22 protein-coding genes and 1 tRNA gene are annotated in these 26418 nt (G+C 62.8%); 8 read left to right on the forward strand and 15 right to left on the reverse strand.

All coding sequences use genetic code 11. The features are described 5' to 3' along the window. Window positions 1–280: 280 nt before the first annotated feature. The 7 genes from A7W11_RS27375 to A7W11_RS09490 form a co-directional block, all read right to left on the reverse strand. Window positions 281–1678 carry an AlbA family DNA-binding domain-containing protein gene (locus A7W11_RS27375; RefSeq protein WP_082887168.1) on the reverse strand — a complete coding sequence of 466 codons (1398 nt, stop codon included), beginning with the start codon at window positions 1676–1678 and terminating at the stop codon, window positions 281–283. Between the two features lie 98 nt (window positions 1679–1776). Further along, a complete protein-coding gene (locus A7W11_RS27380) occupies window positions 1777–4752 on the reverse strand; it encodes an AAA family ATPase (RefSeq protein ID WP_156523036.1) in 2976 nt (991 codons plus the stop codon). Continuing rightward, window positions 4749–5330 carry an ABC-three component system middle component 1 gene (locus A7W11_RS09475; protein ID WP_218188582.1) on the reverse strand — a complete coding sequence of 194 codons (582 nt, stop codon included), beginning with the start codon at window positions 5328–5330 and terminating at the stop codon, window positions 4749–4751. Before A7W11_RS09475 ends, A7W11_RS27380 begins: the two co-directional genes overlap by 4 nt. Before the next feature lie 19 nt (window positions 5331–5349). Further along, window positions 5350–7257 carry an ABC-three component system protein gene (locus tag A7W11_RS27385; protein WP_082887169.1) on the reverse strand — a complete coding sequence of 636 codons (1908 nt, stop codon included), beginning with the start codon at window positions 7255–7257 and terminating at the stop codon, window positions 5350–5352. Between the two features lie 117 nt (window positions 7258–7374). Next, complete coding sequence (locus tag A7W11_RS29110; protein WP_235816835.1) at window positions 7375–7755, reverse strand: antitoxin VbhA family protein; 381 nt, start codon at window positions 7753–7755, stop codon at window positions 7375–7377. Between the two features lie 746 nt (window positions 7756–8501). Next, a complete protein-coding gene (locus A7W11_RS09485; RefSeq protein WP_082887171.1) occupies window positions 8502–9449 on the reverse strand; it encodes a tyrosine-type recombinase/integrase in 948 nt (315 codons plus the stop codon). A gap of 133 nt (window positions 9450–9582) precedes the next feature. After that, window positions 9583–9667 (reverse strand) — tRNA-Leu (locus A7W11_RS09490). 272 nt (window positions 9668–9939) lie between these two features. Here A7W11_RS09490 and htpG point away from each other — a divergent pair. From htpG to tam, 3 genes are all read left to right on the forward strand, one after another. Next, on the forward strand, window positions 9940–11841 hold the full coding sequence (gene htpG / locus A7W11_RS09495) for a molecular chaperone HtpG (protein ID WP_066410861.1): 1902 nt from the start codon (window positions 9940–9942) through the stop codon (window positions 11839–11841). A 100-nt stretch (window positions 11842–11941) separates the two neighbouring features. Continuing rightward, window positions 11942–12823: a spermidine synthase gene (locus A7W11_RS09500; protein ID WP_066410863.1), complete on the forward strand. Its 882-nt coding sequence runs from the start codon at window positions 11942–11944 to the stop codon at window positions 12821–12823. 132 nt (window positions 12824–12955) lie between these two features. Beyond that, window positions 12956–13729, forward strand: coding sequence for a trans-aconitate 2-methyltransferase (gene tam, locus A7W11_RS09505; protein ID WP_066410865.1), 774 nt, complete (start codon window positions 12956–12958; stop codon window positions 13727–13729). An 86-nt stretch (window positions 13730–13815) separates the two neighbouring features. Here tam and ampD read toward each other — a convergent pair whose 3' ends face one another. The 3 genes from ampD to A7W11_RS09520 form a co-directional block, all read right to left on the reverse strand. Further along, the gene (gene ampD, locus A7W11_RS09510) at window positions 13816–14397 is read right to left on the reverse strand and encodes a 1,6-anhydro-N-acetylmuramyl-L-alanine amidase AmpD (RefSeq protein ID WP_066410866.1); all 582 of its coding nucleotides are present in this window, start codon (window positions 14395–14397) and stop codon (window positions 13816–13818) included. Between the two features lie 122 nt (window positions 14398–14519). Continuing rightward, window positions 14520–14798, reverse strand: coding sequence for a PP0621 family protein (locus A7W11_RS09515; protein WP_066410867.1), 279 nt, complete (start codon window positions 14796–14798; stop codon window positions 14520–14522). Window position 14799: 1 nt separating this feature from the next. After that, window positions 14800–15645, reverse strand: a complete 846-nt coding sequence (locus A7W11_RS09520) for a cytochrome C assembly family protein (protein WP_066410868.1) — start codon at window positions 15643–15645, stop codon at window positions 14800–14802. An 88-nt stretch (window positions 15646–15733) separates the two neighbouring features. On the opposite strand from A7W11_RS09520, the gene ffh reads away from it, so the two are divergent. After that, a complete protein-coding gene (ffh, locus tag A7W11_RS09525; RefSeq protein WP_066410873.1) occupies window positions 15734–17137 on the forward strand; it encodes a signal recognition particle protein in 1404 nt (467 codons plus the stop codon). Between the two features lie 4 nt (window positions 17138–17141). On the opposite strand, the gene A7W11_RS09530 is transcribed toward ffh, so the two are convergent. Genes A7W11_RS09530 through trmB form a run of 4 tightly spaced genes read right to left on the reverse strand, consistent with a single transcriptional unit; the run spans window position 17142 to window position 19919 of the window. Beyond that, on the reverse strand, window positions 17142–17924 hold the full coding sequence (locus A7W11_RS09530) for a hypothetical protein (protein WP_066410874.1): 783 nt from the start codon (window positions 17922–17924) through the stop codon (window positions 17142–17144). A 45-nt stretch (window positions 17925–17969) separates the two neighbouring features. Beyond that, on the reverse strand, window positions 17970–18170 hold the full coding sequence (thiS, locus tag A7W11_RS09535; RefSeq protein WP_066410875.1) for a sulfur carrier protein ThiS: 201 nt from the start codon (window positions 18168–18170) through the stop codon (window positions 17970–17972). An 18-nt stretch (window positions 18171–18188) separates the two neighbouring features. Next, window positions 18189–19139 carry a prolyl aminopeptidase gene (pip, locus tag A7W11_RS09540; RefSeq protein ID WP_066410877.1) on the reverse strand — a complete coding sequence of 317 codons (951 nt, stop codon included), beginning with the start codon at window positions 19137–19139 and terminating at the stop codon, window positions 18189–18191. Window positions 19140–19154: 15 nt separating this feature from the next. Then, window positions 19155–19919, reverse strand: coding sequence for a tRNA (guanosine(46)-N7)-methyltransferase TrmB (gene trmB, locus A7W11_RS09545; protein WP_066410878.1), 765 nt, complete (start codon window positions 19917–19919; stop codon window positions 19155–19157). Between the two features lie 130 nt (window positions 19920–20049). Between trmB and A7W11_RS09550 the strand changes: the two genes are divergently transcribed. Continuing rightward, window positions 20050–20949, forward strand: coding sequence for a LysR family transcriptional regulator (locus A7W11_RS09550; protein WP_066410879.1), 900 nt, complete (start codon window positions 20050–20052; stop codon window positions 20947–20949). Between the two features lie 83 nt (window positions 20950–21032). Here the strand turns inward: A7W11_RS09550 and A7W11_RS09555 are convergent, their stop codons facing one another. Further along, on the reverse strand, window positions 21033–21992 hold the full coding sequence (locus A7W11_RS09555) for a LysR substrate-binding domain-containing protein (RefSeq protein ID WP_066410880.1): 960 nt from the start codon (window positions 21990–21992) through the stop codon (window positions 21033–21035). A gap of 163 nt (window positions 21993–22155) precedes the next feature. On the opposite strand from A7W11_RS09555, the gene A7W11_RS09560 reads away from it, so the two are divergent. The 3 genes from A7W11_RS09560 to A7W11_RS09570 all read left to right on the forward strand — a co-directional run bounded on the left by A7W11_RS09560 (window position 22156) and on the right by A7W11_RS09570 (window position 26294). Further along, on the forward strand, window positions 22156–23889 hold the full coding sequence (locus A7W11_RS09560; protein ID WP_066410881.1) for an IlvD/Edd family dehydratase: 1734 nt from the start codon (window positions 22156–22158) through the stop codon (window positions 23887–23889). 120 nt (window positions 23890–24009) lie between these two features. After that, complete coding sequence (locus A7W11_RS09565; RefSeq protein WP_066410883.1) at window positions 24010–25365, forward strand: MFS transporter; 1356 nt, start codon at window positions 24010–24012, stop codon at window positions 25363–25365. Continuing rightward, window positions 25362–26294, forward strand: coding sequence for a dihydrodipicolinate synthase family protein (locus A7W11_RS09570; RefSeq protein ID WP_066410885.1), 933 nt, complete (start codon window positions 25362–25364; stop codon window positions 26292–26294). Before A7W11_RS09565 ends, A7W11_RS09570 begins: the two co-directional genes overlap by 4 nt. The last annotated feature ends 124 nt before the right edge of the window (window positions 26295–26418 follow it).

The raw sequence follows: 26418 nt of genomic DNA on the forward strand, positions 1-26418 counted from the left end.
CCGGCACGCCTTGCGGCGGGGGATTTTGAGTCGGTAATTTACAGTGTTTCTACAGGGAAATGGGGCGAATTCTAGCGTAGATTGAAATAGGTGAAACTAGTTTCAAATCAGTAGGTTAGCGTATTTTACCTGAATTAATGAAAACTGGTCACTGTACCTGTACTGTACCTAAATTTCGGTACAGCGTTATCCCAATGCACACGAGAACGCATACGCTCATCAGAGCTGCAGGCAGATATCGCGTCTTAAGTCTGCGAATACTGAGGTACTCGATTCGCAGCTATTTATTGTGTCTGTCGTTCCGGTTCTTTTGCACTTCAAGTGCGCTACGGCCGGCCTCTTGCAATGATCGAAAATACGGTGTTCTGTTCTCATTTTCGTCGTAAGGCAACCAATCTGGAATTCCATATGACAGAGCAAGTGGCATAAACATGCGAAGTGCCTGAAGTAGCATCTTTGCTTCGTGATTTTCGACATCATCATGTCGGAGGACTTCAATATACTTGTCGGGGCCTGTTTGCCGTGGAACGGAAATAATGGAATCAAGACACATCGGAGGGCCATGTTTGTCAAATCTATCCAGTACCTCTGGAATGTCAACGAACGGTATTGTTCTCCAGGAGTTCAGAAGTTTCACTTTTATAAAGTAGTTTTCTCGCCAATCGGCGAGCTTGCAAAGTCGCTCTTGAATTTCAGCCACCCCGATAAGGATGTTGAAGAGGTAGTTAATATCGACTACCCGAGTCGCGCCACTTTGATATTTTTTGAGTAGGCAAACTAAGCGTTGCACGTTCGCATAGCCATAAAAGTCTAGCTTGAGTATGTCCACATTATCTGGTTCGGACAGAGGTAGCGGAATTATCACGTCGCTGATCAGGTTCCTTCGGAGGCGCCATGTCAGTGTGAGGTTCTGAGGATCATTTCCATTGAGTTGCCTTCCAATGAGCTCATCACCTAAGGTGTAGAAATTATCAAACGGAATTGCGCTTATTCCTGCTTCCTGGTTGAGCGCTGCACGCACCTCATCATTATCGGAGTCGATCCAAACATCCCGTTCTGCCCATGGATCTGCGACTAGCATTAGACGGACGTAAGGTCTATCCTCTTCTCCCTTCGAGAACTCGGGATCTCGTTCATACCACTCTCTGTGATACTGTTTGATTTCATCTGCGCGACGCCATAGTTGGTCCAAGACGAAGCGATCGTTTTCTGGCTTAGGTTCCGAGGCATCCGAAACGCGACGATAGATCTGTCCAGTTTTGTGAATATGTGGTGCGGAGATACTTTGCGGAACCCATACGCAAATGACTGCATGATCATCGACGAGTCCAGTATCCGAGTCTGGCCCCCATAGCACCTTTGTTTCAAAGTGAGGCGTTGGGTTTAAATGGTCAGTCGCTGACTTTCGCAATCGTTGTAGTGACGAATCAACATCGCGTCGCGGAACCCCGGGAAATTTGCCAGCCACCGGGTTTTCCTTCGATTCCTCTTCTACTCCAATGAAAAGCCAGCCTCCGTATGTATTGGAAAATGCCGAAATAGATTTCGCGATGGCTCCTGCGTTTGGTGGTTCTCTTTTGTATTCGATGTACCAACCTTCACTCGCTTGCTTCAATTCCTTCAGGTCTGCAATCTCAATGTCCCGAATATTTTTATTAAAAGGGGAATAGGGGGACATAAACCGACGCTCCGTATTTTTTAGAAAGAGGTACTGTACCGAGCGATGCACGCGCAAAAAATGGCTGATGTCGCTCCAAAGCTAGAACTGGTTGCCGATCAAAGGGCTTCTGCCACTTTGACGCCTTCAGAGGTTGGGACGAGGAACCACAGACGTGCTGGTATACCGTCATTCTTTAGCTTGCGCATGAAGTAACGGGCTTGAAGGGCGTCATGAGTCGCAATTACGACTTGAAAACCGTGATCGGCAATGTAATCACGAAGCACGTCGAATACAGACGCTGCATGTACCAAATCGTGGTGCTGAGTGGGGTCGTCTAGAAGTAGACCGCGCCACGAGGACCATTCGTGATCCAGAGCCATTGATAGCAGGAAAGTTAGCTGCACATCGGTCAGTTGGGCCTCGCTGGCTATCACTGGAATCGGAACTAACTCTCCGTGCAGCGGAACCGAAACTTCAGCACGCTCCTTTCTATAGGAGCTGAAAAAATCCAGGCTCGTCCCGGTAAAACGCTGTTCTCTGACCACTCGTTTCAAGAGAGCCTGCCACCGCGGCACTACGGCGAGCACGTGCTTTTGAACATTTGCAATTTCAGAGGCAAGGTGCTGATTGAGCGTATCCATTGCGCCGGATAATAGCTGCAGACGTTGTGTATGCGATTGCTCTTTCGCTATCCGCTGGCGAAGATTGGCAATGAATTCGTCCTCCGAGAGCTCGCCTCGACGACGATCCAGGAGACTCTGAGCGACACGCGTATGATCCAAATTTCGCCAAGCACCAATTTCGATTTTAAGAGTCTGTAGCGTTTCTGAATGTCGAGACAACTCGCTGATGGTGGACTGCAATTGAGCCTCACGACTGCTCGCAACCTCCGCAGTTGGATCGCCGGGTAACGACAGCTGGCGCCAAGAGGCTCGGCCCGTAGCAAGCCGAGCCTGTGTATCGGCGAGCTGCACTTCTAGGCTAGCTACCCTTGTAGCGACGTCGTTCAATTGAAGCTGATGCCTATCCAATGCGGCCTGCTCAGCTTTCACCTTAGCGTTCAGATCTGTAATCCGGTTGGCAATTTGGTTTTGTGCCAAAGACAATTCGTCGAGCGTTTGTGCAGGCGGAGCGTCGGCAGTAATTGCAGCCAGTGCGGCAGTCGCTTGCTCGAGCCTGCTGCCGGCTTCTGATCGGGCCTGCCGTGCAGAATCTAACGCACGAACAGCCGAGTCGTTGGCGCTTTTCGTCTGTTCAAAGGCTTCGCGGGCTGGTGGGGCCGCGAGATTCTGCTGTTTCTCGTCGAGCTGGAGCTTAGCGGAGGAATTGGCCTCTTTGCGGCGTCGGAGCGACTCTTTCGCGAGGGATACGGTATCGCCCTCGAGCAGGGTATTCATCCTGATATCGTTGATTTCCGCATCTAGGTCGGCCCTTTGGCGCTCTAGTTCAACAACCCTACCCTTGCATGCCTTTAATTCTGCTTCGGCGTGTGTCACCGCTTCTGTGCATTCACGCAAAGCATCCGTTGCTTTTTTGACGTGTCTTTCAGCGTCGACAATTCTAGGATTGATAGCATCCAAAGCCTTAGCTATACGCTCATGAAGGCCTACTGTTCCGTGCTCTTCACCACATAAGGGGCAGTCACCACGATCGCTTGGCAGGTGGGCCGCGATTGATGCCACGGCTTGCCTTATCAAATCGTCGGTCGACGTCAAGGATTCATGTTGGCTCTTCGCGGCCAGTTCTTGGGCCTCAGCTGACACCCTTGAGGAAATCGCGTTCTGAAGTCGTTCCTGAAGAGAATTCTCTTTTGTCTTTTCTTCCTTGACGGAGTTCGCGTTAGCCGTAACTTGCTGAAGTATCTGTTCCCAGCGTTCTACAAGTTGATGAGCGCTGAGAAGGTCAGCGTCTATTGACAGCAACGCTTTGCGTTGAGTGTCGATAAGTTCGTGTTGGGCGATGAGCTGCTTGTTACCTTCATGTTTGCTACGTAGAGTGGAGGCTAAAGACTCGGCGTCGGTCAGAGCCTTGTCAGCGATCTCCAATATCTGTTTGCGCTGTTCGACCAATTCTTTGGCCTGGGCCTCATTCATAAGTCGATTGAGCTGCTGAACAGTTGCATCACGTTCAGCTTCAGCCTTCACTAACTCTTGTTGGAGTCGCTCATGATTGACGGTGACTAGGGCACGATTCTCTTTTTTTTGTGTAAGGTCCTCCGCAGCGGTGATTAGTTCCTTACCTAACTGTTCTGAACGTTCTTGCTCAGAAATGAATCGGCTTATGAGTCCGTCAACGTCAACCAGCGCCGTGAGTTGAGCACGAAGTTGGTCCAGCTTGGTTTGTACCAATTGCTCCAACGCATCGCGCACTGTTTCCAAGCCATCCTGGCCCAGCGGCGGCACGAGTAGGCCTGTGGGCAATTGATCGAAGCTTTGCGTCTGTCGCGCGACGTCGGAAATGGATTTAGCGATGTCTTCTTTGCTACGAAGGGCGCCCTGAAACTGGGAGGCAGCCAGATCCCGGTCAAGGGTCAAGGTTTGCCACTCACCAAGTTCGGCTTCGAGTGCTTCGAACGTGCTCGTGACCTGCTTCAGTTGCTCCGTGAGTGTGCGGCGAATACTGCCAAGGGCGGAACTGACCTGTGCGCCATCCTTGCCAATTGGCAGCCGTGCCAATTGGGAGCCCGCAATTTTTGCATCTGCCTTTACCAGCCATTCTCCCTCTCGCTGATCGAGTAGATGGGTAAGCCTCAGTAGAAACGGAATATCCTCAGGGTTTATATCTGGAAAAAGCGGGCTGAGGTCGCCTCTTCTTTCAACGTTCCCAACCTTGTTCACCTGAGTTGAGGCCTGCACATCACCGAAATCCAGCCTTACGCCGGCCGTGGTCTGAGTGTCGCGAATGATTGGCGATAGATTCTTGCCCAGTCGGGAAATCTTGCCAGTGAGACCGAACTCGATCGCTTCGAAAATTGCCGTCTTCCCGGTACCATTGGGAGCCAAGAGGATAGTCGCACCTTGGCTAAACTCAATCTTGGTGTCGCTGCCAAATCTTCGGATGTTGGATAACGTAAGGGACTTGAGCTGCTTCATTGGGTTTCCTCATCGCCAAACGCCGCAACCTTCAAGGCTTCAGCAATATCGCCGCCCGATCTTCCAGACAACAGCAATTCTCGCCACGTCTCAACGTGGGGCACGACCCAGGAGTGTGACAGGCTCAGCGAAGCCAGAGCCCCTAGCAGCGGGTCGCTGAGATTATTTGAGCCCCCGGCGGGGGAAAGGCTCGCCAAGAAACTACGGTCTAGAAAGGAGGCGACATCTTCGTGGCCTCTGACCACGATCTTTCTGCAGAAGCGGTCGTCCGCCTCAAGGCGAGCTGCGTCTTCTGACGCAATGCCTTCGATGAGCATGAACATATATAGGTCAGCTGTCTGCGGTTCAGCGAGCATGTCACGGACATCTGCTGCCCACCGAAACGCGCCTTGAATTTTCGTTGAATCGAAGGGAAAAGCTGCGATCAGCACAGTCCGCCACCCTGCACCTTCGTGATTGATCCGTTTGAGTTGCACCGTAGTTGAGTCGATCGCAATTGACGGCGCTGCTAATTCACGCGTATCAGGGAACGAAATTTCGTAGCGACCTTCAGCACGCTTTGAGATGGCTGCAACCATGTCCGGGATTGTTAGCATTTCAGAGTCCTTGCGCGTTCTTCGCGATGGCCGACTCGCGGGCGCGCAGTCGATCTTGCCACTGTTTGGTGAAGTGTTGACGCACAGAGGCTAGACTTCCCCTACGCAGATGGTTAAACACCCCGGATCGGGTGACGAGTAGATGTGGCTGGCGTTCCGCCGCCATACTGGTGGTTGCCTCGGCGTCGTCTGCCATTCCGAAGTTCAATAGATCTGACGGTGAGTTGCTCACGCCGGACAAGATTACGACTGGGGCAGGGGAAGGGCCGATAACCGCCATTAACGGATCGTCAGACAGTTCCCGGACATCTGGAGTGCAGCCAGCAGGGCCAGACCAATACTTAAGCGCGATGCTCTGCACTTGCCCGCAATCCGGGAAGGATGTCCAGTCGTTGCCGCTGCCGCCTACGCCCACTGCGACCAGCAACAGGGTTTCAACCGCGGTGACTAGCAGATCCAAAGTACGAGGGCCAAGGCGAAGCGCATGCTTTGCATTCTTCCCTTCAGTCTCCGGGTACAGAAGCTGTTCGAGAAATTTTCGGCGGCTCTCGGGATGCTCGGCGAATCGTGCCGACCATCCGAGCCAAACCGTCTCCATCGCGTCTGCTAGGGCAGAATCTACAATGGCACCAAGCTTTTCAGAGACACCTTGGACGAGGTGCTGCCACACTACTTCGTCCATGGCGCTTGTAAGTGCATCAGCTTCCGCTCGGGCTGCGCCTTGTGTCTCCAACGCACGATCCGCCGCACACGCAAGACGTTCAGGATTTTCAAACCACGGGAGGTTGTTCAGGTCGCTTCCCGTGCAACCGAGCGTTTGACCGACTTCATGGCCGACGCTACTGCGCCACGTCGGCTCGTCTAGCATCAGACCCTGACTGCCATTGGGCAAATGCAGAGCCATTCGCAGTAATGCTGATGGAAGAGTGAGGTTTGCGCCCACAGGGGGGGTGTATGGGGCGTATATCCTCAGCTTTCGACTCCCAGGTTCAACGCTCCACATGTGAGTGACCACCCCTTGCGCGGGGCGGGAACTCGGCCCTCCTAGATCATGTGTCCCAGCGAACGACCATGGTCTGCCGGCAGGTAGTACTTCGTCACCTAACTGGTACTGAGCCCAGGTTTGGACATCTTTGCGAAGTTCGTCCTTGAGCGCTCGGACCACCGCATGACAGCCAAGAGCGGATACGTCGGATGTCTCGCCTGTGATGTACGTGATCAGCCGTTCGAGCGTCCGTTTTGGATCGGTAAAGTGCCTGCCGAGAGATTCTGCGGAGCGTTGCTCCAACGTCGCATCGTTGCCTACGCATACTATGGTGACCCGACGCAGGGTGTCCCTGATCTGCGCCCAATCTTTGAACCCGCACCAGGTCGTGAGCCATAGATAGGTTCGTTCAGTAGGGCCGTCCTTGCGATTGGCAAGTGCGTCCAAATCAAGCCCCTCCTGGCGACACAACTTGCACAACGCATCCAAATGGTCGACGGTGAGGTCTTTCTTGATCTGCAGGTGTGCGCCTATGAGGGTTAGCTGAAACTGACGATCAGGAAGAGTGTCGAAAGTGCCCAGTCCAGCGTGCTTGGCGAGGCTGGCGAATGCCTTATCAATGACTGAATCGGTGGGCTCAGTGGCGAAAGATCCGTCTTTGGGCGCTTTAGTCTGGTGTTTGGTCTTATCTGGATTCTTCGTGCAGAAATCACTGGCCTGACGTTTGACTTGCAGATGTTCATAGGAGACTGGCGAGTGGAGGATCACCACGTCATCCCACTCTTCGATACCGCCCTGTTCGGCACCGATTGCGATTGGAGCGCGCCGTCCGTCAAGAAACTTATCAAGCATGTCCGACAGGCGCTGAGCAATCACTAGCCTCTCGTAGTGAGACTTCTGCTCCAGCCGGAATCTCCTGATCATTTAAAGCGCTCCTGCTCCATTATTAGTCTTACAACAAATGAGTCACATAGGTAAAACAAAAACCGGCGACAGCCTATCCTGCACTAGCTTCAACCACCTATATTTTCTTCGTCATGACTAAGCTTTTGGGCTTGCCAAGGCACTACGCGGTTGCACAAATTCTTCGAGGTCAATGTCCCCGTCGATGAACCGTTGAGCATGTTCTTCATCTGCTGCACTGAGCGAGAATCCCTCCAAACCGACAGATGCGCGTGCGTAATTGACGGCCGCTACACGTCTGTCGCGCTCGGCACCGGATATCGTTTTACTTAGTTCCGTTTCGTGCGAACCCATCTCAGCCATGGTTGTCCCCCGTGCTTTAGGTAACGCTATTTTACAAGGTGTGGGATTTTTTTGGTGCTTGGTAGAGCAAACAGGCAAAAAGGTTTTACGCAGAAATTGTCTTGTTTTTGTGGTTATCAATAGGTTTTCCCGATTGACGGCGGTATTGGCTGCCATCCGTGATGGACACTTCCCAAAGAGGCTTTGCCTCTCTGGACTCTCCACCCTCGCCGGCGGGACCTCGGGGGCAGGGGTTACGGGCCTATGGCCCTGAACACCTCCCCCGGGCGCAGCGTGTGGGCACTCCTGCCGCGTCAAGGGGCCGTGTCCTCGCCCGTAGGGCTGCGGGCCGCACCAACCCCTTGACCCGTCATCCGCGCTGTCTATGGCGTAATTCGGGATGCGTGTAGTGATTCTGGCCGGAAGAGGTGTCAAGGGCGGGACCGGAGGCCGCAGCCCGGAGCAAAGCGTAGGGAACGGGTGAGGATGCCGGGCGCAGCCTTCACCCTTGACGCATCGGGAGGCCATGGAGCCTGTCGGCAAGGGGTAGGGACAAGGCAAAGCCGCTGGGCCTGCCCCCGCAGCCAGTCCGGCAAGAACGGACGCGGGATGCAACCGAAGAGGTTGCCCAAGCGAAGCGCGGAGAGATGTGCTGCGGCAAATGAAGAGGCCCCGCCGATGGCGAGGCCGATGCAGATGTCAGCGTGGAAGTCATTTGCCGTCGACTGAACCGCCGGATGCCGGTCCCCAGTTCTTACCTATATTCTGCAAGACGTGCTGTCGATAGGCTGGGTTCCACATGGTGTTACCAGCAATCATGTGATTCGTTCGGCCCGCAGTCACCATCATGCCCGACTGCATATCGCGACGTGTTGTCTTTGGGTTCACCACATTGCCGATACCCTGCGCCAGGCTCTTGAATGTCACGGCATCAAACGCAATACCCCCGGCTGCCGCAGGTCGTGAAAGCGGAAGTCCTCAAAGCCCGCTGCACGCTTGGCATCGGTCCACGCTTTATCAAAAAGGTAGGGGCGGCGTATGCCATCACGGCCGGGTTCGCCGAAGAACACCAATTCGGTTTCGGCGGGTCGCACGGGGTTGGCAAGTGCCTCGGTGAACACGCGCGTTGCCTCGGCCGTCAGCGGGACGGTACGGGGCGACGAATTCTTGGTGTGCTCCAGCCGAACGACGCGCCGTTCGATGTCCACTTGCCGTATCCGCAGCGTGGCAATCTCAGACAGCCGCATGCCGGTCTGAACGGCAATACGGACAATCCAGCCGAACATCGGGTTCGAGTGCTTATCCACGGCTTGCAGCAGGCGGTTCTGTTCTTCCGGGGTTAATCGCCGGTTGCGGCCAGAGCCGGGAGCCGGGCGGCGAATGTTGGAAACCGGATTGAAGGGCAGGCCAATGCCCCATTCCTTGATGGCGACGGTAAACAGGTGGCCCAGCAGCGCCAGTTCCAAGCGTACCGTGTTGTTACTTCGGGGTCGTAGCTTGCCGTTTTTGTCCGGGTCGCCTGCCAGTCGCGTGTCGCGGAACTGCGCCACAATCTCGGCGTTCAGGGCGGCCAGCGAATACTTGCCAAGATGCCGGATGATGACCTGTGCTTTCTTGTGCTCGCCTGCTTGGGTCGAGGCCCGCTTGGTTGGCGTGACTTCCTTGAGGTAGCGGGCCAGCGCCGCTTCGACGGTCATGCGCTCGGCGGGCGCCCGCTGGATGTATACGCCGCGTACCATTTCGTCTTCGGTACGGCGCGCCCAGTCTTCGGCGTCCCGCTTGGTGCGGAACGACTTGGCCGTTGACGGCCAGCCTGTCTTGCGGATGAGGGCTTTCCAAGTGCCCGAGGATGTCTTAACAATCGTAGCCATGAGTGCTCCGGTGTGGGGCTAGCGCCGCATCACTGTACCGAAACTGTACCTGACCACTTTCTCAAGAAATCCCCTGGTACGGGGCTTGTGCTGCGAACACTTCCAAGTTGTTGATTTCTTAGAAGTTTTTGAATGGTGCCCGAGGCCGGAATCGAACCGGCACGCCTTGCGGCGGGGGATTTTGAGTCCCCTGCGTCTACCAATTTCACCACTCGGGCAGCGTCGGCAAGGGGATTGCCGAGGCGGGCATCGCTGGGCCCGGAGGGGCGCGGCAGGCAATGCGAAGCCGTAGATTATAAGCAGACTTTTCCCCGGCGTCCCGCTCGGCCGGTACTTTTCTGCCGTTTCGCCCAGGAACCCACCGTCCAGCCCTTGAAAACCCCACCCCCGTCCCCACATCCTCCCCTGCGTCGCCCAGGGCTCGTACCCGTCGGCGACCTTGCATCGCAACACATTCCCAACCCTCCATCGAGACTTTTCCCGGACCGCCATGAGCCAATCCGCCGCCTCTTCCGCATCCGAAACCCTGGGTTTCCAGGCCGAAGTGAAGCAGTTGCTGCACTTGATGATCCACTCGCTGTACAGCAACAAGGAAATCTTCCTGCGCGAGCTGGTCTCCAACGCCTCCGACGCCTGCGACAAGCTGCGCTTCGAGGCCATCGACCATCCCGAACTGTTCGAAGGCGACAGCGAGCTGGCCATCCGTGTCGACTACGACAAGGATGCCCGCACCATCACCATCTCCGACAACGGCATCGGCCTGTCGCGTGAAGAAGCCATCGCCAACCTGGGCACCATCGCCCGCTCGGGCACGCGCGAGTTCTTCAGCCAGCTCACCGGCGACAAGAAGAAAGACGCGCAACTGATCGGCCAGTTCGGCGTGGGCTTCTACTCGTCGTTCATCGTGGCGGACAAGGTCACGGTGGTCAGCCGCCGCGCGGGCGCCGCCAGCGCCATCCGCTGGGAATCCGATGGCCAGGGCGAGTTCACCATCGCCGACGCCGAGCGCGCCAGCCGCGGCACCGACGTCACGCTGCACCTGCGCGAGGACGAAGACGAACTGCTCAACGGCTGGAAGCTGCGCGAGATCCTGCGCCGCTATTCCGACCACATCTCTTTGCCCATCCGCATGGCCAAGGAAGAATGGAACGAAGAGAAGGGCGAACAGGCCAAGACCGAGGAACTCGAGTCCGTCAACAAGGCCAATGCCCTGTGGACGCGCAGCAAGGGCGAGATCGAGGACGAGCAGTACCGCGAGTTCTACAAGACCGTCTCGCACGATTTCGACGACCCGCTGGCCTGGACGCACAACCGCGTCGAAGGCCGCAGCGAGTACACCCAACTGCTGTACGTGCCCAAGCACGCCCCGTTCGACCTGTGGGACCGCGACGCGCGCCGTGGCGTGAAGCTGTACGTCAAGCGCGTCTTCATCATGGACGATGCCGAACAGTTGCTGCCCTCGTACCTGCGCTTCGTGCGCGGGGTGATCGATTCGGCCGACCTGCCGCTGAACGTCTCGCGCGAGATCCTGCAGGAAAGCCGTGACGTGCGTGCCATCCGCGAAGGGTCGGCCAAGCGCATCCTGTCGCTGCTGGAGGACATCGCCGAGAACAAGCCGGAAGACTACGCCGCGTTCTGGGCCGAGTTCGGCCAGGTGCTGAAGGAGGGCGCGGGCGAGGACACCGCCAACCAGGAACGCATCGCCAAGCTGATGCGCTTCTCGTCCACGCACACCGGCGAGGCCACGCAGACCGTGTCGTTTACCGACTACGTGTCGCGCATGAAGGAAGGCCAGGACAAGATCTACTACGTCACGGCCGACGCGTTCTCGGCCGCCGCCAGCAGCCCGCACCTGGAAATCTTCCGCAAGAAGGGCATCGAAGTGCTGCTGATGGCCGACCGCGTGGACGAATGGATGCTGTCCTATCTGCGCGAGTTCGACGGCAAGTCGCTGGTGTCCGTGGCCAAGGGCGGCCTGGACCTGGCCGAGCTGGCCGACGAGGAAGAAAAGAAGCGCCAGTCCGAAGTGGCCGAAGACTTCAAGCCGCTGGTCGAGCGCCTGCAGACGACCCTGGCCGATCAGGTCAAGGAAGTGCGCGTCACGCTGCGCCTGGTGGATTCGCCGGCGTGCGTGGTGGTCGGCCAGAACGAGCTCAGCCCGCACCTGCTGCGCATGCTCAAGGCGGCCGGCCAGGAAGCCCCCGACGTCAAGCCCGTGCTGGAGATCAATCCCGAGCACGCGCTGGTCGCCCGCATCCGCAACGCGTCGGATGACGAGTTCGGCGACTGGGCGCGCCTGTTGCTGGATCAGGCCATGCTGGCCGAAGGCGCGCAGATCGCCGATCCGGCGGCTTTCGTCAAGCGCATGAACGCGCTGCTGCTGAAGGCGTAAGCCTTCTCCAGTGCGGTGACACTTGCGGGCGCCTCGGGGCGCCCGCAAGTCATTGCGTCATGCCATACTGCTGGGCGTTCTCCCCCGGAGGTACGTTCCCATGGTTTTCCCCAGCCTTGCGCGCCGCTGGGCCGCGGCGCTGATGGCCGCGCTGGCTTGCCTGCTCGCCGCCGCCCCGGCCGCCGCGCTGCAGGTTCTGCACACAGAACTATCCGACTACGCGCCCGTGGTGGTCTACGAGACCGACGACGGCCAACGCTGCCTCTCGTTCGGCCAGGCCGACGCAGACGCCCGCCAGACCTGCATCTACACCGATGGCTCGGCGCGCATGCCCTTCGCCTACACGCGCATGATGATGGCGACGCTGCTGGCGCAGCCGGATCCCTCCCGCATCCTGATCATCGGCCTGGGCGGCGGCACGCTGCCCAAGGCCTTGTCCGAGGTGCTGCCGAAGGCCCGGATCGACGTGGTCGAGATCGATCCCGCCGTCGACCGCGTGGCGCAGGACTGGTTCGGCTTTCACCCCTCCGGCCGACTGCGCGTGTACCACCAGGATGGCCGCGCCTACGTCGAGAGTGCGGTGCGTGACGGCAAGCAGTACGACCTGATCCTGATCGACGCCTTCGATGCCGACTACATTCCCCGCCACATGACCACGCTGGAGTTCCTGCAGCAGGTGCGCGCGCTGCTGTCGCCCGACGGCGTGGCGGCGGCCAATACGTTCTCCAACAGCGAGTTCTACGACCGCGAATCGGCCACGTATGCCAGCGCGTTCCCATCGATCTTCAACCTGAAGGCCAACAATCGCGTGATCATCGCCATCAACGGCACGCTGCCCGATGACGCGGCGTTGAAGCGCAACGCCGCGCGCTGGGCCAAACCCCTGGCGCCGTATGGGGTGGATGTGGCCCATGAACTCGAGCGCTTCGACCGCGGCCTGACGTTTCCGGACGGCACACGGCTGCTGCGGGACGGCAGCTAAAAGCTCTTCCAGCACGACGCCCCCGAATCGGGGCAGGCTGCCGCGTGATTGGCCGTTTGGCAATTCTCGCCGGACAGGCGTACGCTGCCCACACCCCAATCCCCTTCTCATTGCCGCAACAGGAGTACCGCCATGAATTGGTCTGTCGAGGAATCCGCGCGCCAGTATGTGAAGTTCGAGCGTGAGCGCACCCGTCCCGTCCGGGACCTGGTGGCGGCGATTCCCGAGCGGGAAGTGCGTATCGCGGTCGACCTGGGGTGTGGGCCGGGCAACTCCACCGAGGTGCTGGCGGAGCGCTTCAAGGACGCGCGCGTCAGCGGCGTGGACAGCGCGCCCGACATGATCGAATCCGCCCGCAAGCGTATGCCGTCGCACACCTTCACGGTGGCCGATATCGCGCAATGGGACGATCCGGGTCCGTACGACGTGATCCTGGCCAACGCCTCGCTGCAATGGGTGCCCGACCACGAGACGCTGTATCCGAGCCTGGTCAACCGGCTGTCGCTGGGCGGTTGCCTGGCGGTGCAGACGCCGGACAATTGGGAAGAGCCCGCGCACCGCCTGATCCGGCAGGTGGCGGACGAAGGGCCGTGGGCAGCCAAGGTATCGAACACCAACCGCAAGCCACGCGCGCCAGCCGATTGGTACTACGCCCTGCTCGAGCCGCATTGCTCCGAACTGGACGTGTGGCGCACGTTCTATTACCACCCGCTGGAGAACGCCGCGGCGGTGGTGGAGTGGTTCAAGGGCAGCGCGCTGCGCCCGTATCTGGCCAAGCTGGACGACGCCGAGAAGGCCGGGTTCCTGGCGCGCTACGAGGCCGAGATCGTGAAGGCCTATCCGGCCTTGCCGGACGGGACCGTGCTGTTGCCGTTTCCGCGCCTGTTCATCATCGCGACGCGATAGCCGTCCGCGCATCCTGAACCGGGGCGCGGATGCGCCATTGGCAGGATCGGGCCGAGGCCTTGGCCTGCCCGCGCCGCCGCGTGCCTTCAGCCGCCGGGTGGCAGCACCCGCCGGGACAGGCCCGTCTCGCGTCCGAAACGCGACCACCGGAACGCCGGGCCCGGATCGGTCTTGCGTCCTGGCGCGATATGTTCGTGTCCGCGTACGTAGGCGATGGGATGGCGTGCGCGCAGCACTCGCGTCAGCTTCGCCAGCGTGGTGTATTGCGCGTCGGTGTAGGGCACGGTGTCCGCCCCTTCCAGTTCGATGCCCACCGAGAAATCGTTGCAGCGCTCGCGGTTGCCGAAGCGGGACGCGCCGGCATGCCAGGCGCGCGCGTCGGTGGAGGCGAACTGGATGACGGAACCATCGCGGCGGATGAAGAAGTGGGCGGATACGCGCAGGCCGCGCAGGCGTTCCAGCCAGGGGTGGGCGCCGTAGTCCAGCCGGTTCAGGAAGAGGTCTGCCACGCAGGGGCCGTCGAAGCGGCCGGGGGGCAGGCTGATGCTGTGCAACACCAGCAATGAGACTTGCGTGCCGGCGGGGCGGCGATCGACGTTCGGAGACGGCAACAGCGTGACGGAGGGCCCGGCCATCAGCCAGCCGTGCCGATCGAGATGCAGATGCATAGGCGACTCGGTAGTGGTCCAGCAGCCATTATGCCGGGCGCGCGCCGGGATGCAAAAAGCCCTGCAAAAAAGGGCTTCGCGGCCTTTCGGGCGTCAGGGCTTGCCCGTATTGCAGAAGGGAATCAGTTCTTCTGCGGCCCCAGGCGGGCATGCTCCTGGCTGCACCACGTGCGGCCGTCGGTCAGCAGGGCTTCCGAACGGGGCAGGTGGATGCCGCAGTGGGCGCAGCGCACCATCGATTCGGCGGGCACGACGGCGCGGCCACCGCCACGCGGCGCGGCGGCAGGCGCGTTCTTCGCGCGCTGTTCGTCGCGCATGCGCGCCGCCGCGCGCGCATTGATGATGCGCCACACGGTCAGCGCCGCCAGCACGATGAGGACCCACAAAAGCAGCTTGCCCACTTCAACCTCTATGCAAAATCACTTCCAGCACGAACCGGCTGCCGGTATAGGCCAGGATCAACAGGGCAAAGCCCGTCAGCGTCCAGCGCAGCGCCACGCGGCCGCGCCAACCGTGGATGTGGCGGCCCAGCAGCAATACGCCGAAGGTCAGCCACGACAACAGGGTGAACACTGTCTTGTGGTCGAAGGGCAGCACGCGGCCGGTCAGCGACAGCGAGGCCAGCGAACCCAGGCAGACCGCCAGCGTCAGCACGGTGAAACCGATCCAGATCACCCTGAACAGTAACTGTTCCTGCACCAGCAGGGGCGGCTGCACGTCGAGGATGCGGCCGACGATGCCGCGCTGCCCGGGCGCCTCTTGGGGGCGGTGCAGATGGCGGTCGAGCAGGGCCATCAGCGTGGCCTGCAGGGCGGCGATGGTGATGAGGCCGTAGGCGGCCAGCGCCACCAGCAGGTGGGCGCGCAGCCAGGCGCTGCCCGCGTGCTGGACGAAGATGCCCTGGGGAAACAGGGCCGCAAGGGCCGAGACCAGCATGCCCGCCGGCACCAGCAGCAGTTGCAGGCCGTCCAGGCGCACGAACAGGCTTTCGAGCCAGAACACGACCAAACCCAGCCAGACCGCCGCCGACAGGGCCAGCGCCCAGCCGACGAACAGCTGTCCGTCGCCCAGCATGGCCTGGTAGAGGCCGATGCCGTGCAGCACCAGGGCGCCCAGCAGCCACAGGCGGGCCGTGCGGCCGGTCTGTTCGACACTGTTCGCACCCTGCCGCAGCCGGCCCGCCAGCACGGCGCCCAGCACCGCGTAGGACAGGGCCGCCCCGGCGTGAAATACAATGCCTGGTGACATAGAAACCATTTTGGATGGAAGCTCGCAGGCATGAGGCCCGCCGATGCTTCGGTTCAGCCGGCTAGTTTAAGCGAAACGCCTCTCACTCATGCTCGATAACCTTACCCAACGACTGTCGCGCGTCGTCAAGACGCTGCGCGGCGAAGCGCGTCTGACCGAAGCCAACACCCAGGAGATGCTGCGCGAAGTGCGCATGGCGCTGCTGGAGGCGGACGTGGCGCTGCCCGTCGTGCGCGAATTCGTCGCACGCGTGAAGGAAAAAGCCCTGGGCGAGGAAGTGGCTTCCAGCCTCAGTCCGGGCCAGGCCCTGGTGGGCGTGGTCCACAAGGAACTGACCAGCCTGATGGGCGGCGACCTGGGCGCAGGCTCGGGCGAACTGTCCCTGTCGGTGCAGCCGCCGGCCATCATCCTCATGGCCGGCCTGCAGGGCGCGGGCAAGACCACCACCACCGGCAAGCTGGCCCGCTGGCTGGCCGAGGGCCAGCACAGCCAGAACGGCCGCAAGACGGGCCGCAAGAAGGTTTTGGTGGTCAGCGCCGACGTCTACCGTCCCGCCGCCATCGAGCAGTTGAAAACCGTCGCGGGCCAGGCCGGCGTCGATTTCCTGCCTTCGGACGCCAGCCAGAAGCCCGAGGACATCGCCCGCAACGCCGTCGAGCACGCGCGCCGCCACCACTACGACGTGCTGATCGTCGACACGGCCGGCCGCCTGGGCATCGACGAAGCCATGATGCGCGAGATCCGCGCGCTGCACGACCTGGTCAAGCCCGTCGAAACCCTGTTCGTGGTCGACGCCATGCAGGGCCAGGACGCGGTCAATACGGCCCGCGCCTTCGCCGAGGCGCTGCCGCTGACCGGCGTGGTGCTGACCAAGCTGGACGGCGATGCCCGAGGCGGCGCGGCCCTGTCGGTGCGCCACGTCACCGGCAAGCCGCTGAAGTTCGTCGGCGTCTCCGAAAAGCTCGAGGGCCTGGAACCCTTCTACCCCGAGCGCATGGCGCAGCGCGTGCTGGGCATGGGCGACATTGTGTCGCTGGTCGAGCAGGCCCAGAAGAACATCGACATCGCCGAGGCGGAAAAGCTGGCGGCGAAGATCAAGTCGGGCAACAAGTTCGACCTGAACGACTTCCGCGAGCAGATCGGCCAGGTGAAGAAGCTGGGCGACATGAATTCGCTGCTGGAGAAGCTGCCCGCGCAGTTCCAGCAGGCGGCGGGCCAATTGCAAGGCGGCCAGGCCGAGAAGCAGATGCGCCGCACCGAAGGCATCCTGAACTCGATGACGCCGCACGAACGCGCCAAGCCCGAGCTCATCAAGGCCTCGCGCAAGCGCCGCATCGCGGCCGGCGCCGGCGTGCCGGTTCAGGAGGTCAACCGCCTGCTGTCCCAGTTCGAGCAGATGCAGGGCATGATGAAGCAGATGAAGAAGGGCGGCATGGCCAAGATGATGCGCGCCATGGGCGGCATGAAGGGCCTGGGGCGCTTCGGCCGCTGAGGCCTCAGCCCTCCGCGTCCGCGGCAGGGGCTGGCAGGCGCCAGTGGCTGCGCAGGTCGCGCCGTCCGAAGTTGCCGCAGCGGCGCAGCCGGGCGCGCAGGCTTTCCCAGAAACCGCCCAGCACCTGCGCCGGTTTCGGCCGGCCGTGGAACTTCACGATCGTCGCGTTGGCCAGGCGGCTGGCCGCCCGGCGGGGATCCTTGCGGCACAGGCGGCGGGTGGCCTTGTAGCTGATGATCTGCCCCTCCGGAAACGTCGCGGTGCGGTCCAGCAGATTTCTCGCCTGCAGGCTGAAATAGATGAACTCCTGATCGCCCTTGACTTGCTGTACATGGCGTTCGCCCGCGCGAAACGCGTCGTACACCATCGAGAGCGCGCCTGTGCGGATGCGCATCACCGACGAGTTGAAGCCCTCCTGGCTCCAATTCCTCACGATGACGAGGTCGGCGGGGGAGCCGAAGGCGAATGCCAGCATCTCGCGCATGTCGGCGCGGATCACCAGGCTGACGTCCAGATACAGGAATTCCGAGGCAGGCAGGCCATCGCGGGCGAACAGGCGCAGCTTCTTGGTGGTCTGCCGCATGTCCGGCCGCTCCAGCTCGTGCCAGTCGCGGGGCTGGTGGACCTGTACGGCAGCCGGCACGTCGCGTGCCCTGTCGGACATGCAGTGCAGCGTGAAGGGAACCGGGCAGTGGCGCCGCAGCATGTTGTACAAGCGGCGGATGTCGATGTCGTCGAAGGCATCGCCGGTGGCGACGCACACGGCGTGGAGATGGTCGGGCAACATGGGGAAGAATCAGCAGTGGAAAGGCGGGGCGCGTGAGCAGGCGTGTCAGCCGCCGCCCACCGCCACCACGATCTCGATCTGGTCGCCGTCGGCCAGCGCGGTCTGTGCGTGCTGGCTCTTGGGGACGATCTCGCCATTGCGTTCGACCGCCACGCGCTTGCCGGCATAGCCCAGGGTTTCAAGCAGGCCGATGACGGTGGTGGAGGCGGGCAGTTGGCGCGCGTCGCCGTTCAGGGTGATGTGCATGTCCGTGGTCCGAGAGCTTCAGTCGCGCGAGTCGGCATAGCCATTGGTGGCTTCCATCAGTCGAGCCAGGGTGCCTGGCTCGTCGAAGGCATGGCCCGCGTCGGGGATGAGGTGAAAGCGCGCCTGCGGCCACGCGCGGTGTAGTTCCCACGCGGTGCGCGCGGGCGTGCACGCGTCGTAGCGGCCTTGCACGATAGTGCCCGGGATGTCGTGCAGCTTGTGCGCGTCGCGCAGCAACTGCCCATCGACTTCCATGAAACCGCCGTGCACGAAGTAATGGTTCTCGATGCGCGCGAAGGCCAGCGCGGCGCGATCCGCCGCATGGCTTTGCTGGTGGCGCGGGCTGGGCAGCAGCGTGATGGTGTTGTCTTCCCAGCGGCTCCAGGCGCGGGCGGCACGCAGTTGCTCCTGCGGATCCGCGCTGGTCAGGCGCTTGCGGTAGGCCGCCACCATGTCGCCGCGCTCTTCGGGCGGGATGGGAGCGAGGTAGTGTTCCCAGTGATCGGGGAACAGCCACGAGGCGCCCTCTTGATAGAACCACTGGATCTCGGCGCGGCGCAGGCCGAAGATGCCGCGCACCACGATCTCGCTGACGTGCCCGGGGTGGCGCTGCGAATAGGCCAGCGCCAGCGTGGAGCCCCACGAGCCGCCGAACACCAGCCAGCGTTCGGCGCCCATGATCTCGGTGCGCAGGCGTTCGATGTCCGCCACCAAATGCCAGGTGGTGTTGTTTTCGAGGCTGGCGTGCGGCTGCGAACGGCCGCAGCCCCGCTGATCGAACAGCAGGACGTTGTAGCGGCGCGGGTCGAACAGCTGGCGATGCACGGGCGAGCAGCCGCTGCCCGGTCCGCCGTGCAGGAACACCGCGGGCTTGCCCGCGGGATTGCCGCACATTTCCCAATAGACCTGGTGGCCGTCCCCGGTGTCCAGCACGCCGTGACGGTAGGGTTCGACTGGCGGATATAACATTTCAGCTTCCGCTTTTCAGGCCCGCTTGAAGATCAGGTCCCACACGCCGTGGCCCAGGCGCAGCCCGCGCGTCTCGAACTTGGTCAGAGGGCGGTAGTCGGGACGCGGCGCGTAGCCTTCCACCGAATTGCGCAGCAGCGGCTCGGCGCCGAGCACTTCGAGCATCTGCACCGCGTAGTCTTCCCAGTCGGTGGCGCAATGCAGGTAGCCGCCCGGCTTGATGCGGCTGGCCAGCAGGGCCACGAACGGCGGCTGCAGCAGGCGGCGCTTGTGATGGCGCTTCTTGGGCCAGGGATCGGGGAAGTACACATGTACGCCGTCCAGCGAATCGGGGGCGATCATGTCGCGCACCACTTCGACGGCGTCGTGCTGGATGATGCGCAGGTTGCCGATGGACGAGTCTTCGATACGGCGCAGCAGCGAACCCACGCCCGCGTTGAAGACCTCGACGCCCAGGAAGTTGTCGCCGGGACGCGCCAGCGCGATCTTCTCGGTGGTCTCGCCCATGCCGAAGCCGATTTCCAGGATGGTCGGCGCCGCGCGGCCGAAGGCCGCCGCGGGATCGAGCCGGGAGGGCGAATACGGCAGCGACCACTTGTCCATCAGGTTCTCCAGCGCGTCGCGCTGGCCCTGGGTGATGTGGCCGCGTCGATGCACGAAGCTGCGGATGTGCGTGGCGCCAGGGCTGTCCGGGGCGTGCGCGGCGGGCTCGAGGGCGGCCTGCGTGCCGGCCGACAGCGGGGCCGGCGAGTCGTTCTGTTCGGGAATGCGGGTGTTCATGGGCACGATTGTAGTGGGCGGCGAGGGGTCCCGTCCTGCATGGCAGGGACACGAGGCTGCCTGTGCCCGGGCAGCGGTAAAACAGGGTCGTATCGTCGGTGATCCGGCCCGCCTGGAGTAGCATCGCTCCATGAATCTCGCCCGCATCGACCTCACCACGCTCGCGCTGTTCATTGCCGTGGTCCGGCACGGCAGCATTTCCGGCGGGGCGCGCCATTCGCACCTGGCGGTCGGCGCCGCCAGCCGGCGTATTTCCGACCTGGAAAACGCCCTGGGCACGCCGTTGCTGTTCCGCAATGCCAGCGGCGTGGCCCTGACCGATGCCGGACAGGCCTGCCTGGCCCACGCCCGCCGCGTGCTGCAGGAAATCGAGCAGATGGCCGGCACGCTGTCCGACTACGCCCAGGGCGTGCGCGGCCAGGTGCGCATCGCCGCCAATACGTCGTCCATCACGCAGTTCCTGCCCGAAGACCTGACCACGTTCATGGAGGCCTACCCGGCCGTCAACATCGAACTGGAAGAGCAGAACAGCAGCGACGTCGTGGCCGCCCTGGTCGAGAACCGCGCCGATGTCGGCATCGTGGCCGACCGCACCCCGATGCGCGGCCTGCAGACCATGCCCTACCGCCTGGACGAACTGGTGTTGGTCACGCCGCCCGGCCATCCCCTGGCCGGCCGCCGCCGCCTGACCTTCGCCGACACCCTGGACTACGACTACGTCAGCCTGCCCCCCACGACGTCGCTGGCCATGCGGCTGGCCGAGGCCAGCGCGCGCCTGGAGCGGCCGATGCGGCTGCGCATTCAGGTGCGCAGTTTCGATGCCATCTGCCGGATGGTCGCGGCCACCGGCGGGGTGGGGCTGTTGCCGCGCCTGGCGGCCGAGCCGCATGCGCGCTCGATGCGGCTGCGCCTGATTCCGCTGCTGGACGACTGGGCGCATCGCGGGCTGCTGTTGGCGGTGCGCGATATCGAGACGCTGACCGTGGCGGCCCGCCTGTTGGTCACGCACCTGCGCAGCGACGCACGGTAGACGCGGGCGGCCTGCACGGGCACGGCGCGGCTTGCCGGTACGGGGGAAGCGCCGCGGGCTTGCCGCGTCCGCCCGGCCGCGGTTCATTCGACGTCGAATGCCACCCCGTACACGTCGGCGGCGCAGCGCCGCAGCGCCTGCAGCGTCACGCGGGTGGCCGGCGAGGCGGGCCGGTCCCGCCGAGTGATGAGGCCGAAGTCGTCCATGTGGCAGGGCATCTCCAGCGGCAGGATGCGCACGACGCCGTGCGCGGCGTAGTAGCGCGCCACGTCCAATGCCAGCACCGCCAGCATGTCGCTGTCGCGCAGCATGCGCGTGATGAACAGCAGCGCGGCCGTCTCCACCAGATTGCCGGGCACGGGCAGGCCGCGCTCCTGGAACATCAGTTCGAAGCGATGGCGCAGCACGCTGCCGGCGGGCGGCACGATCCAGGTGGCGTCCCGCACGCCGGGCAGCGACAGCGCCTGCCCGCCGCACAAGGGATGGCCGGGCCGCGCCACCGCGCACACTGGCTCCTTCACCAGCGGTTCGTAGCGCAACTGCGATTTGTCGTGCTTGGCAAACAGCCGCGCTACCAGGATATCCAGCCGGCCCTGCGCCAGGTGTTCCAGCAGCACGTCGCTGGATTCGATCTCCAGCGCGATGCGCAGGTCCGGGCGTTCCGCCTTCAGTTCCGCCACCACGCGCGGCAGCAGCGTGATGCCTGGCGAGGTGATGGCGCCGACCGCCACCTGGCCGATGCGGCCGTCTCGCAAGGCCGCCAGCTCTTCGTGCGCCTGCTCCAGGCTGCCTAGCGCGGTGCGGGCGTGACGAAGCATGACGTCTCCGTACCAGGTCGGCCGCACGCCGCGCGGCAGCCGCTCGAACAGCGGCACGCCGAGCATGTCTTCCAGCTCCTTCAATAGTTTGGAGGCGCCGGGCTGGGTCATGTTCAGCACCTCGGCGGCGCGGTGGATGTTGCCTTCGTCGGCCAGTGTGACCAGCAGCAGGAGCTGGCGCGGCTTGAGCCGGCTGCGTAGATACCAAGGGGAGGGCGACGGCATGTCCGGGTTTACCTGAATGTGTGGATGGATATCTTTTTCGTCGAAATCTTCATTGGAAGGATATCAATTTGCTCCCTACACTGCCGCTCATTCCTCTAACGATATCGAGACAACCCTCATCGCCGGCCCGCCCGTCCGTGGCCGCGCCGTCCCGCAGGAACCCATGTCAATTTCCAAGCGCAAGCTCCGCTCGACCGAATGGTTCGGCACCGCCGACAAGAACGGCTTCATGTATCGCAGTTGGATGAAGAACCAGGGCATCCCGTCGCATGCCTTCGACGGGCGTCCCGTCATCGGCATCTGCAACACCTGGTCCGAGCTCACGCCCTGCAATGCTCACTTCCGCAAGATCGCCGACCACGTCAAGCGCGGCGTGTACGAGGCCGGGGGTTTTCCGGTGGAGTTCCCGGTGTTTTCCAACGGGGAATCGAACCTGCGGCCCACCGCCATGCTGACCCGCAATCTGGCCGCGATGGATGTCGAGGAAGCCATCCGGGGCAATCCCATCGACGCCGTGGTGCTGCTGGCGGGCTGCGACAAGACCACGCCGGCCCTGCTGATGGGCGCGGCCAGTTGCGACGTGCCCGCGCTGGTGGTGTCGGGCGGGCCCATGCTCAATGGCAAGCTGGATGGCAGGAACATCGGCTCGGGCACCGCCGTGTGGCAATTGCACGAGTCGCTGAAAGCCGGCGAGATCGACCTGCATCAATTCCTGTCCGCCGAGGCCGGCATGTCGCGCTCGGCCGGCACGTGCAACACCATGGGCACGGCCTCCACCATGGCCTGCATGGCCGAGGCCCTGGGGGTCACGCTGCCGCACAACGCGGCCATTCCCGCCGTGGACGCGCGCCGCTATGTCCTGGCGCATCTGTCCGGCAGCCGCATCGTCGAGATGGCGCATGAAGACCTGCGCCTGTCGCGCATCCTGACCACCCAGGCATTCGAGAACGCCATCCGCGCGAACGCGGCCATCGGGGGCTCCACCAATGCGGTCATCCACCTGAAGGCGATCGCCGGCCGTATCGGCGTGCCTCTGGCGCTTGAGGACTGGACGCGCATCGGGCGCGGCACGCCCACGCTGGTCGACCTGATGCCGTCGGGCCGTTTCCTGATGGAAGAGTTCTATTACGCGGGCGGCCTGCCCGCCGTGCTGCGCCGCCTGGGCGAACACGGCCTGTTGCCGCATCCCGGCGCGCTCACCATCAACGGCAAGACGTTGTGGGACAACGTGCGCGAGGCCCCCTGCCATGACGACGAGGTGATCCGTCCGCTGTCCAGGCCGCTGGTGCCCGACGGCGGCATCTGTGTGCTGCGTGGCAACCTTGCGCCGCGCGGCGCGGTGCTCAAGCCCTCGGCCGCCACGCCGGCGCTGCTCAAGCATCGCGGCCGCGCCGTGGTGTTCGAGACGCTGGAGCACTACAAGGAGCGCATCGCCGACGAATCGCTGGACGTCGACGCCAACTCGGTGCTGGTGCTCAAGCGCTGCGGGCCGCGCGGGTATCCCGGCATGGCCGAGGTCGGCAACATGGGCCTGCCGCCGAAGCTGCTGCGGCAGGGCATCAAGGACATGGTGCGGATCTCCGATGCGCGCATGAGCGGCACGGCCTATGGCACGGTCGTTCTGCACGTCGCGCCCGAGGCCGCGGCCGGCGGCCCGCTGGCCGCCGTGCGCGACGGCGACTGGATCGAGCTGGATTGCGAGGCGGGCCGGCTGCACCTGGACATATCGGACGAGGAACTGGCGGCGCGCCTGGCCGAATGCCCGGCCATGCCGGCGCCGGCCGATGGCGGCTATCGCAAGCTGTACGTGGAACACGTGTTGCAGGCCGATGAGGGCTGCGACCTGGATTTCCTGGTCGGGTGCCGCGGGCACGCCGTGCCGCGGCATTCCCATTGAGCGGTGCCGCGACGGACCGGCCCGGGCTTGCCGCCGGTCCGTCGCGGCAAGGCGCGATGCCAGTCGCGCCATTGCAGATATCAAGAATTTCAACAAAACGCCCCTGAGGAGACAAACATCATGGCCACCCACCATCCCCCGCAACCGTCATCCGCGCCCGGGCAGGGCGCGTCCGAAGAGAAGCGCATCATCGGCCTGCTCGTTCGGAAGCTGCTGCCTTTCCTGGCGCTGATCTACATCGTCGCCTACATCGATCGTTCCGTCGTGGGCTTCGCCAAGCTGCACATGAACGCGGCGGCTGGCATCAGCGATGCGGCCTACGGCCTGGGCGCGGGCCTTTTCTTCGTCGGCTACTTCCTGTGCGAAGTGCCCAGCAACCTGGCGCTGGAACGCTTTGGCGCCCGCCGCTGGTTCGCGCGTATCCTGGTCACCTGGGGCGCCATCACGATGGCCATGGCACTGATCGACAACGCCGCCACGTTCTACGTCCTGCGCTTTCTGCTGGGCGCCGCCGAGGCCGGCCTGTATCCCGGCATCCTGTACTTCCTGACCAAGTGGTTTCCGATGCGGCACCGCGCCAGGATCATCGGCCTGCTGGTGCTGGCCCAGCCGATCGCGCTGATCGTCACCGGGCCTTTCGCCGGGTGGATCCTGTCGGGCGAGGGCCTGTGGGGCATGTCCAACTGGCAGACGCTGTTCGTGCTCAGCGGCCTGCCGGCGGTGCTGCTGTGCGTGCCCGTGCTGCGCATCCTGCCCGATACGCCGGCCAGCGCCGGCTGGCTCCCGGCTCGGGATCGCGCCTGGATCGAGCGCGAACTGGCTGCCGACCAGCAGCGTTATGGCCAGGTCACGCACCACAATCCATTGAAGGCGCTGCTGGACAAGCGGGTGCTGCTGCTGGCCCTGCTGTTCCTGCCGTTTCCGCTGTCGATCTATGGCCTGTCGCTGTGGCTGCCCACCATCATCAAGGCCTTCGGCGTCACCGATTCCATGACGGGCCTGTTGTCGGCGGTTCCGTATCTTTTCGCCGTGGTGGGGCTGCTGGTGGTGCCGCGCAGTTCGGACCGCACCGGCGAACGCTACTGGCACATCGTGGTCGTGTCCCTGGCCGGGGCGTTCAGCCTGGCCGCCAGCGCGTGGTTCCAGGCGCCGCTGGTGCAACTGGCCTGCATCAGCCTGACCGCCTTCTGCATCTACTCGATCCAGGCCGTCGTCTGGACCTTGCCAGGGCAGTTCCTGGTCGGTCCCAGCGCCGCGGTGGGCATCGCCATGATCAACTCCCTGGCCAACCTGGGCGGCTACATCGGGCCGTACGGCGTGGGATTGATAAAAGAAGCCACGGGCAGGCTGTCGTCCGGCCTGTATTTCCTGGCGGCCACCATGCTGTTCGCCGTATTCATGACCTTCGTGGTCCGCGCCGCGCTGGCACCCGCCGTGGCCCGGCCATCCAACCTCGCCACGCCTCACGTCCAATGACCTTCTCCCATCCCGCCCCGCGCTACCGCGGCATCTTTCCGGTCGTGCCGACCACGTTCACCGAATCCGGCGAGCTCGACCTGGCCAGCCAGACGCGCTGCGTCGATTTCATGATCGACAGCGGCGTGGATGGCCTGTGCATCCTGGCCAACTACTCCGAGCAGTTCTCCCTGGCCGACGACGAGCGTGAACGGCTGACGCGCGTGGTGCTCGAACACGTGGCGGGCCGCGTGCCCGTCATCGTCACGACCAGCCATTTCAGCACCGCGCTGTGCGCGGCCCGCAGCCGCCGTGCACAGGAGATGGGCGCCGCCATGGTGATGGTCATGCCGCCTTATCACGGCGCGACCTTCCGGGTCGATACGGCGCAGGTCCGCGAGTTCTACGCGCGCCTGTCCGATGCGTTGGACATTCCCATCATGATCCAGGACGCGCCCGCGGCGGGAACGCCGCTGCCGCCGGCCTTCCTGGCGCAGATGGCGCGCGAGATCGAGCACGTGTCGTACTTCAAGATGGAGACGGCCGGGGCAGCGGGCAAGCTGCGCGAGCTGATCCGCCTGGGAGGCGATGCGGTGGAAGGCCCGTGGGATGGCGAAGAGGGCATCACGCTGCTGGCCGACCTGGACGCGGGCGCCACGGGCGCCATGACCGGCGGCGGCTTCGCCGACGGCATCCGGCCCATCATCGAGGCGCATCGGCGCGGCGATCACGACGCGGCGTTCGCGCAGTATCAGCGTTGGTTGCCGCTCATCAACTACGAGAACCGCCAGGCAGGCTTCCTGGCGGCCAAGGCGTTGATGCGGGCGGGCGGCATCATCGCCTGCGACGCGCCGCGCCACCCCTGGCCCGGCCTGTCTCCCGAGACGCGCGCGGGATTGCTGGCGACGGCGCGCCGCCTGGATCCGCTGGTGCTGCGCTGGGCGCGCTGAACGCGCGGACGGCGTGGCCCCGAGGGCTTTCGCGGACCGCGAAAGCCCTTTTCACGTAATGTCGATTGCCCTGCGTCGGGCCTTGCGGGCAGACTCTGGCCAGTGATACGCAAGCCGACAAGAC

The sequence above is a fragment of the Bordetella ansorpii genome, assembly GCF_900078315.1.
In the GTDB taxonomy this organism is placed as follows: Bacteria; Pseudomonadota; Gammaproteobacteria; order Burkholderiales; family Burkholderiaceae_B; genus Bordetella; species Bordetella ansorpii.

What these genes read in the sequence shown, in the direction of transcription:
- A7W11_RS27375 (WP_082887168.1), bottom strand. Translation starts at nt 1,678, where the DNA reads ATGTCCCCCTATTCCCCTTTTAATAAAAATATTCGGGACATTGAGATT.
- A7W11_RS27380 (WP_156523036.1), bottom strand. Translation starts at nt 4,752, where the DNA reads ATGAAGCAGCTCAAGTCCCTTACGTTATCCAACATCCGAAGATTTGGC.
- A7W11_RS09475 (WP_218188582.1), bottom strand. Translation starts at nt 5,330, where the DNA reads ATGGTTGCAGCCATCTCAAAGCGTGCTGAAGGTCGCTACGAAATTTCG.
- A7W11_RS27385 (WP_082887169.1), bottom strand. Translation starts at nt 7,257, where the DNA reads ATGATCAGGAGATTCCGGCTGGAGCAGAAGTCTCACTACGAGAGGCTA.
- A7W11_RS29110 (WP_235816835.1), bottom strand. Translation starts at nt 7,755, where the DNA reads ATGGCAGCCAATACCGCCGTCAATCGGGAAAACCTATTGATAACCACA.
- A7W11_RS09485 (WP_082887171.1), bottom strand. Translation starts at nt 9,449, where the DNA reads ATGGCTACGATTGTTAAGACATCCTCGGGCACTTGGAAAGCCCTCATC.
- htpG (WP_066410861.1), top strand. Translation starts at nt 9,940, where the DNA reads ATGAGCCAATCCGCCGCCTCTTCCGCATCCGAAACCCTGGGTTTCCAG.
- A7W11_RS09500 (WP_066410863.1), top strand. Translation starts at nt 11,942, where the DNA reads ATGGTTTTCCCCAGCCTTGCGCGCCGCTGGGCCGCGGCGCTGATGGCC.
- tam (WP_066410865.1), top strand. Translation starts at nt 12,956, where the DNA reads ATGAATTGGTCTGTCGAGGAATCCGCGCGCCAGTATGTGAAGTTCGAG.
- ampD (WP_066410866.1), bottom strand. Translation starts at nt 14,397, where the DNA reads ATGCATCTGCATCTCGATCGGCACGGCTGGCTGATGGCCGGGCCCTCC.
- A7W11_RS09520 (WP_066410868.1), bottom strand. Translation starts at nt 15,645, where the DNA reads ATGTCACCAGGCATTGTATTTCACGCCGGGGCGGCCCTGTCCTACGCG.
- ffh (WP_066410873.1), top strand. Translation starts at nt 15,734, where the DNA reads ATGCTCGATAACCTTACCCAACGACTGTCGCGCGTCGTCAAGACGCTG.
- A7W11_RS09530 (WP_066410874.1), bottom strand. Translation starts at nt 17,924, where the DNA reads ATGTTGCCCGACCATCTCCACGCCGTGTGCGTCGCCACCGGCGATGCC.
- thiS (WP_066410875.1), bottom strand. Translation starts at nt 18,170, where the DNA reads ATGCACATCACCCTGAACGGCGACGCGCGCCAACTGCCCGCCTCCACC.
- pip (WP_066410877.1), bottom strand. Translation starts at nt 19,139, where the DNA reads ATGTTATATCCGCCAGTCGAACCCTACCGTCACGGCGTGCTGGACACC.
- trmB (WP_066410878.1), bottom strand. Translation starts at nt 19,919, where the DNA reads ATGAACACCCGCATTCCCGAACAGAACGACTCGCCGGCCCCGCTGTCG.
- A7W11_RS09550 (WP_066410879.1), top strand. Translation starts at nt 20,050, where the DNA reads ATGAATCTCGCCCGCATCGACCTCACCACGCTCGCGCTGTTCATTGCC.
- A7W11_RS09555 (WP_066410880.1), bottom strand. Translation starts at nt 21,992, where the DNA reads ATGCCGTCGCCCTCCCCTTGGTATCTACGCAGCCGGCTCAAGCCGCGC.
- A7W11_RS09560 (WP_066410881.1), top strand. Translation starts at nt 22,156, where the DNA reads ATGTCAATTTCCAAGCGCAAGCTCCGCTCGACCGAATGGTTCGGCACC.
- A7W11_RS09565 (WP_066410883.1), top strand. Translation starts at nt 24,010, where the DNA reads ATGGCCACCCACCATCCCCCGCAACCGTCATCCGCGCCCGGGCAGGGC.
- A7W11_RS09570 (WP_066410885.1), top strand. Translation starts at nt 25,362, where the DNA reads ATGACCTTCTCCCATCCCGCCCCGCGCTACCGCGGCATCTTTCCGGTC.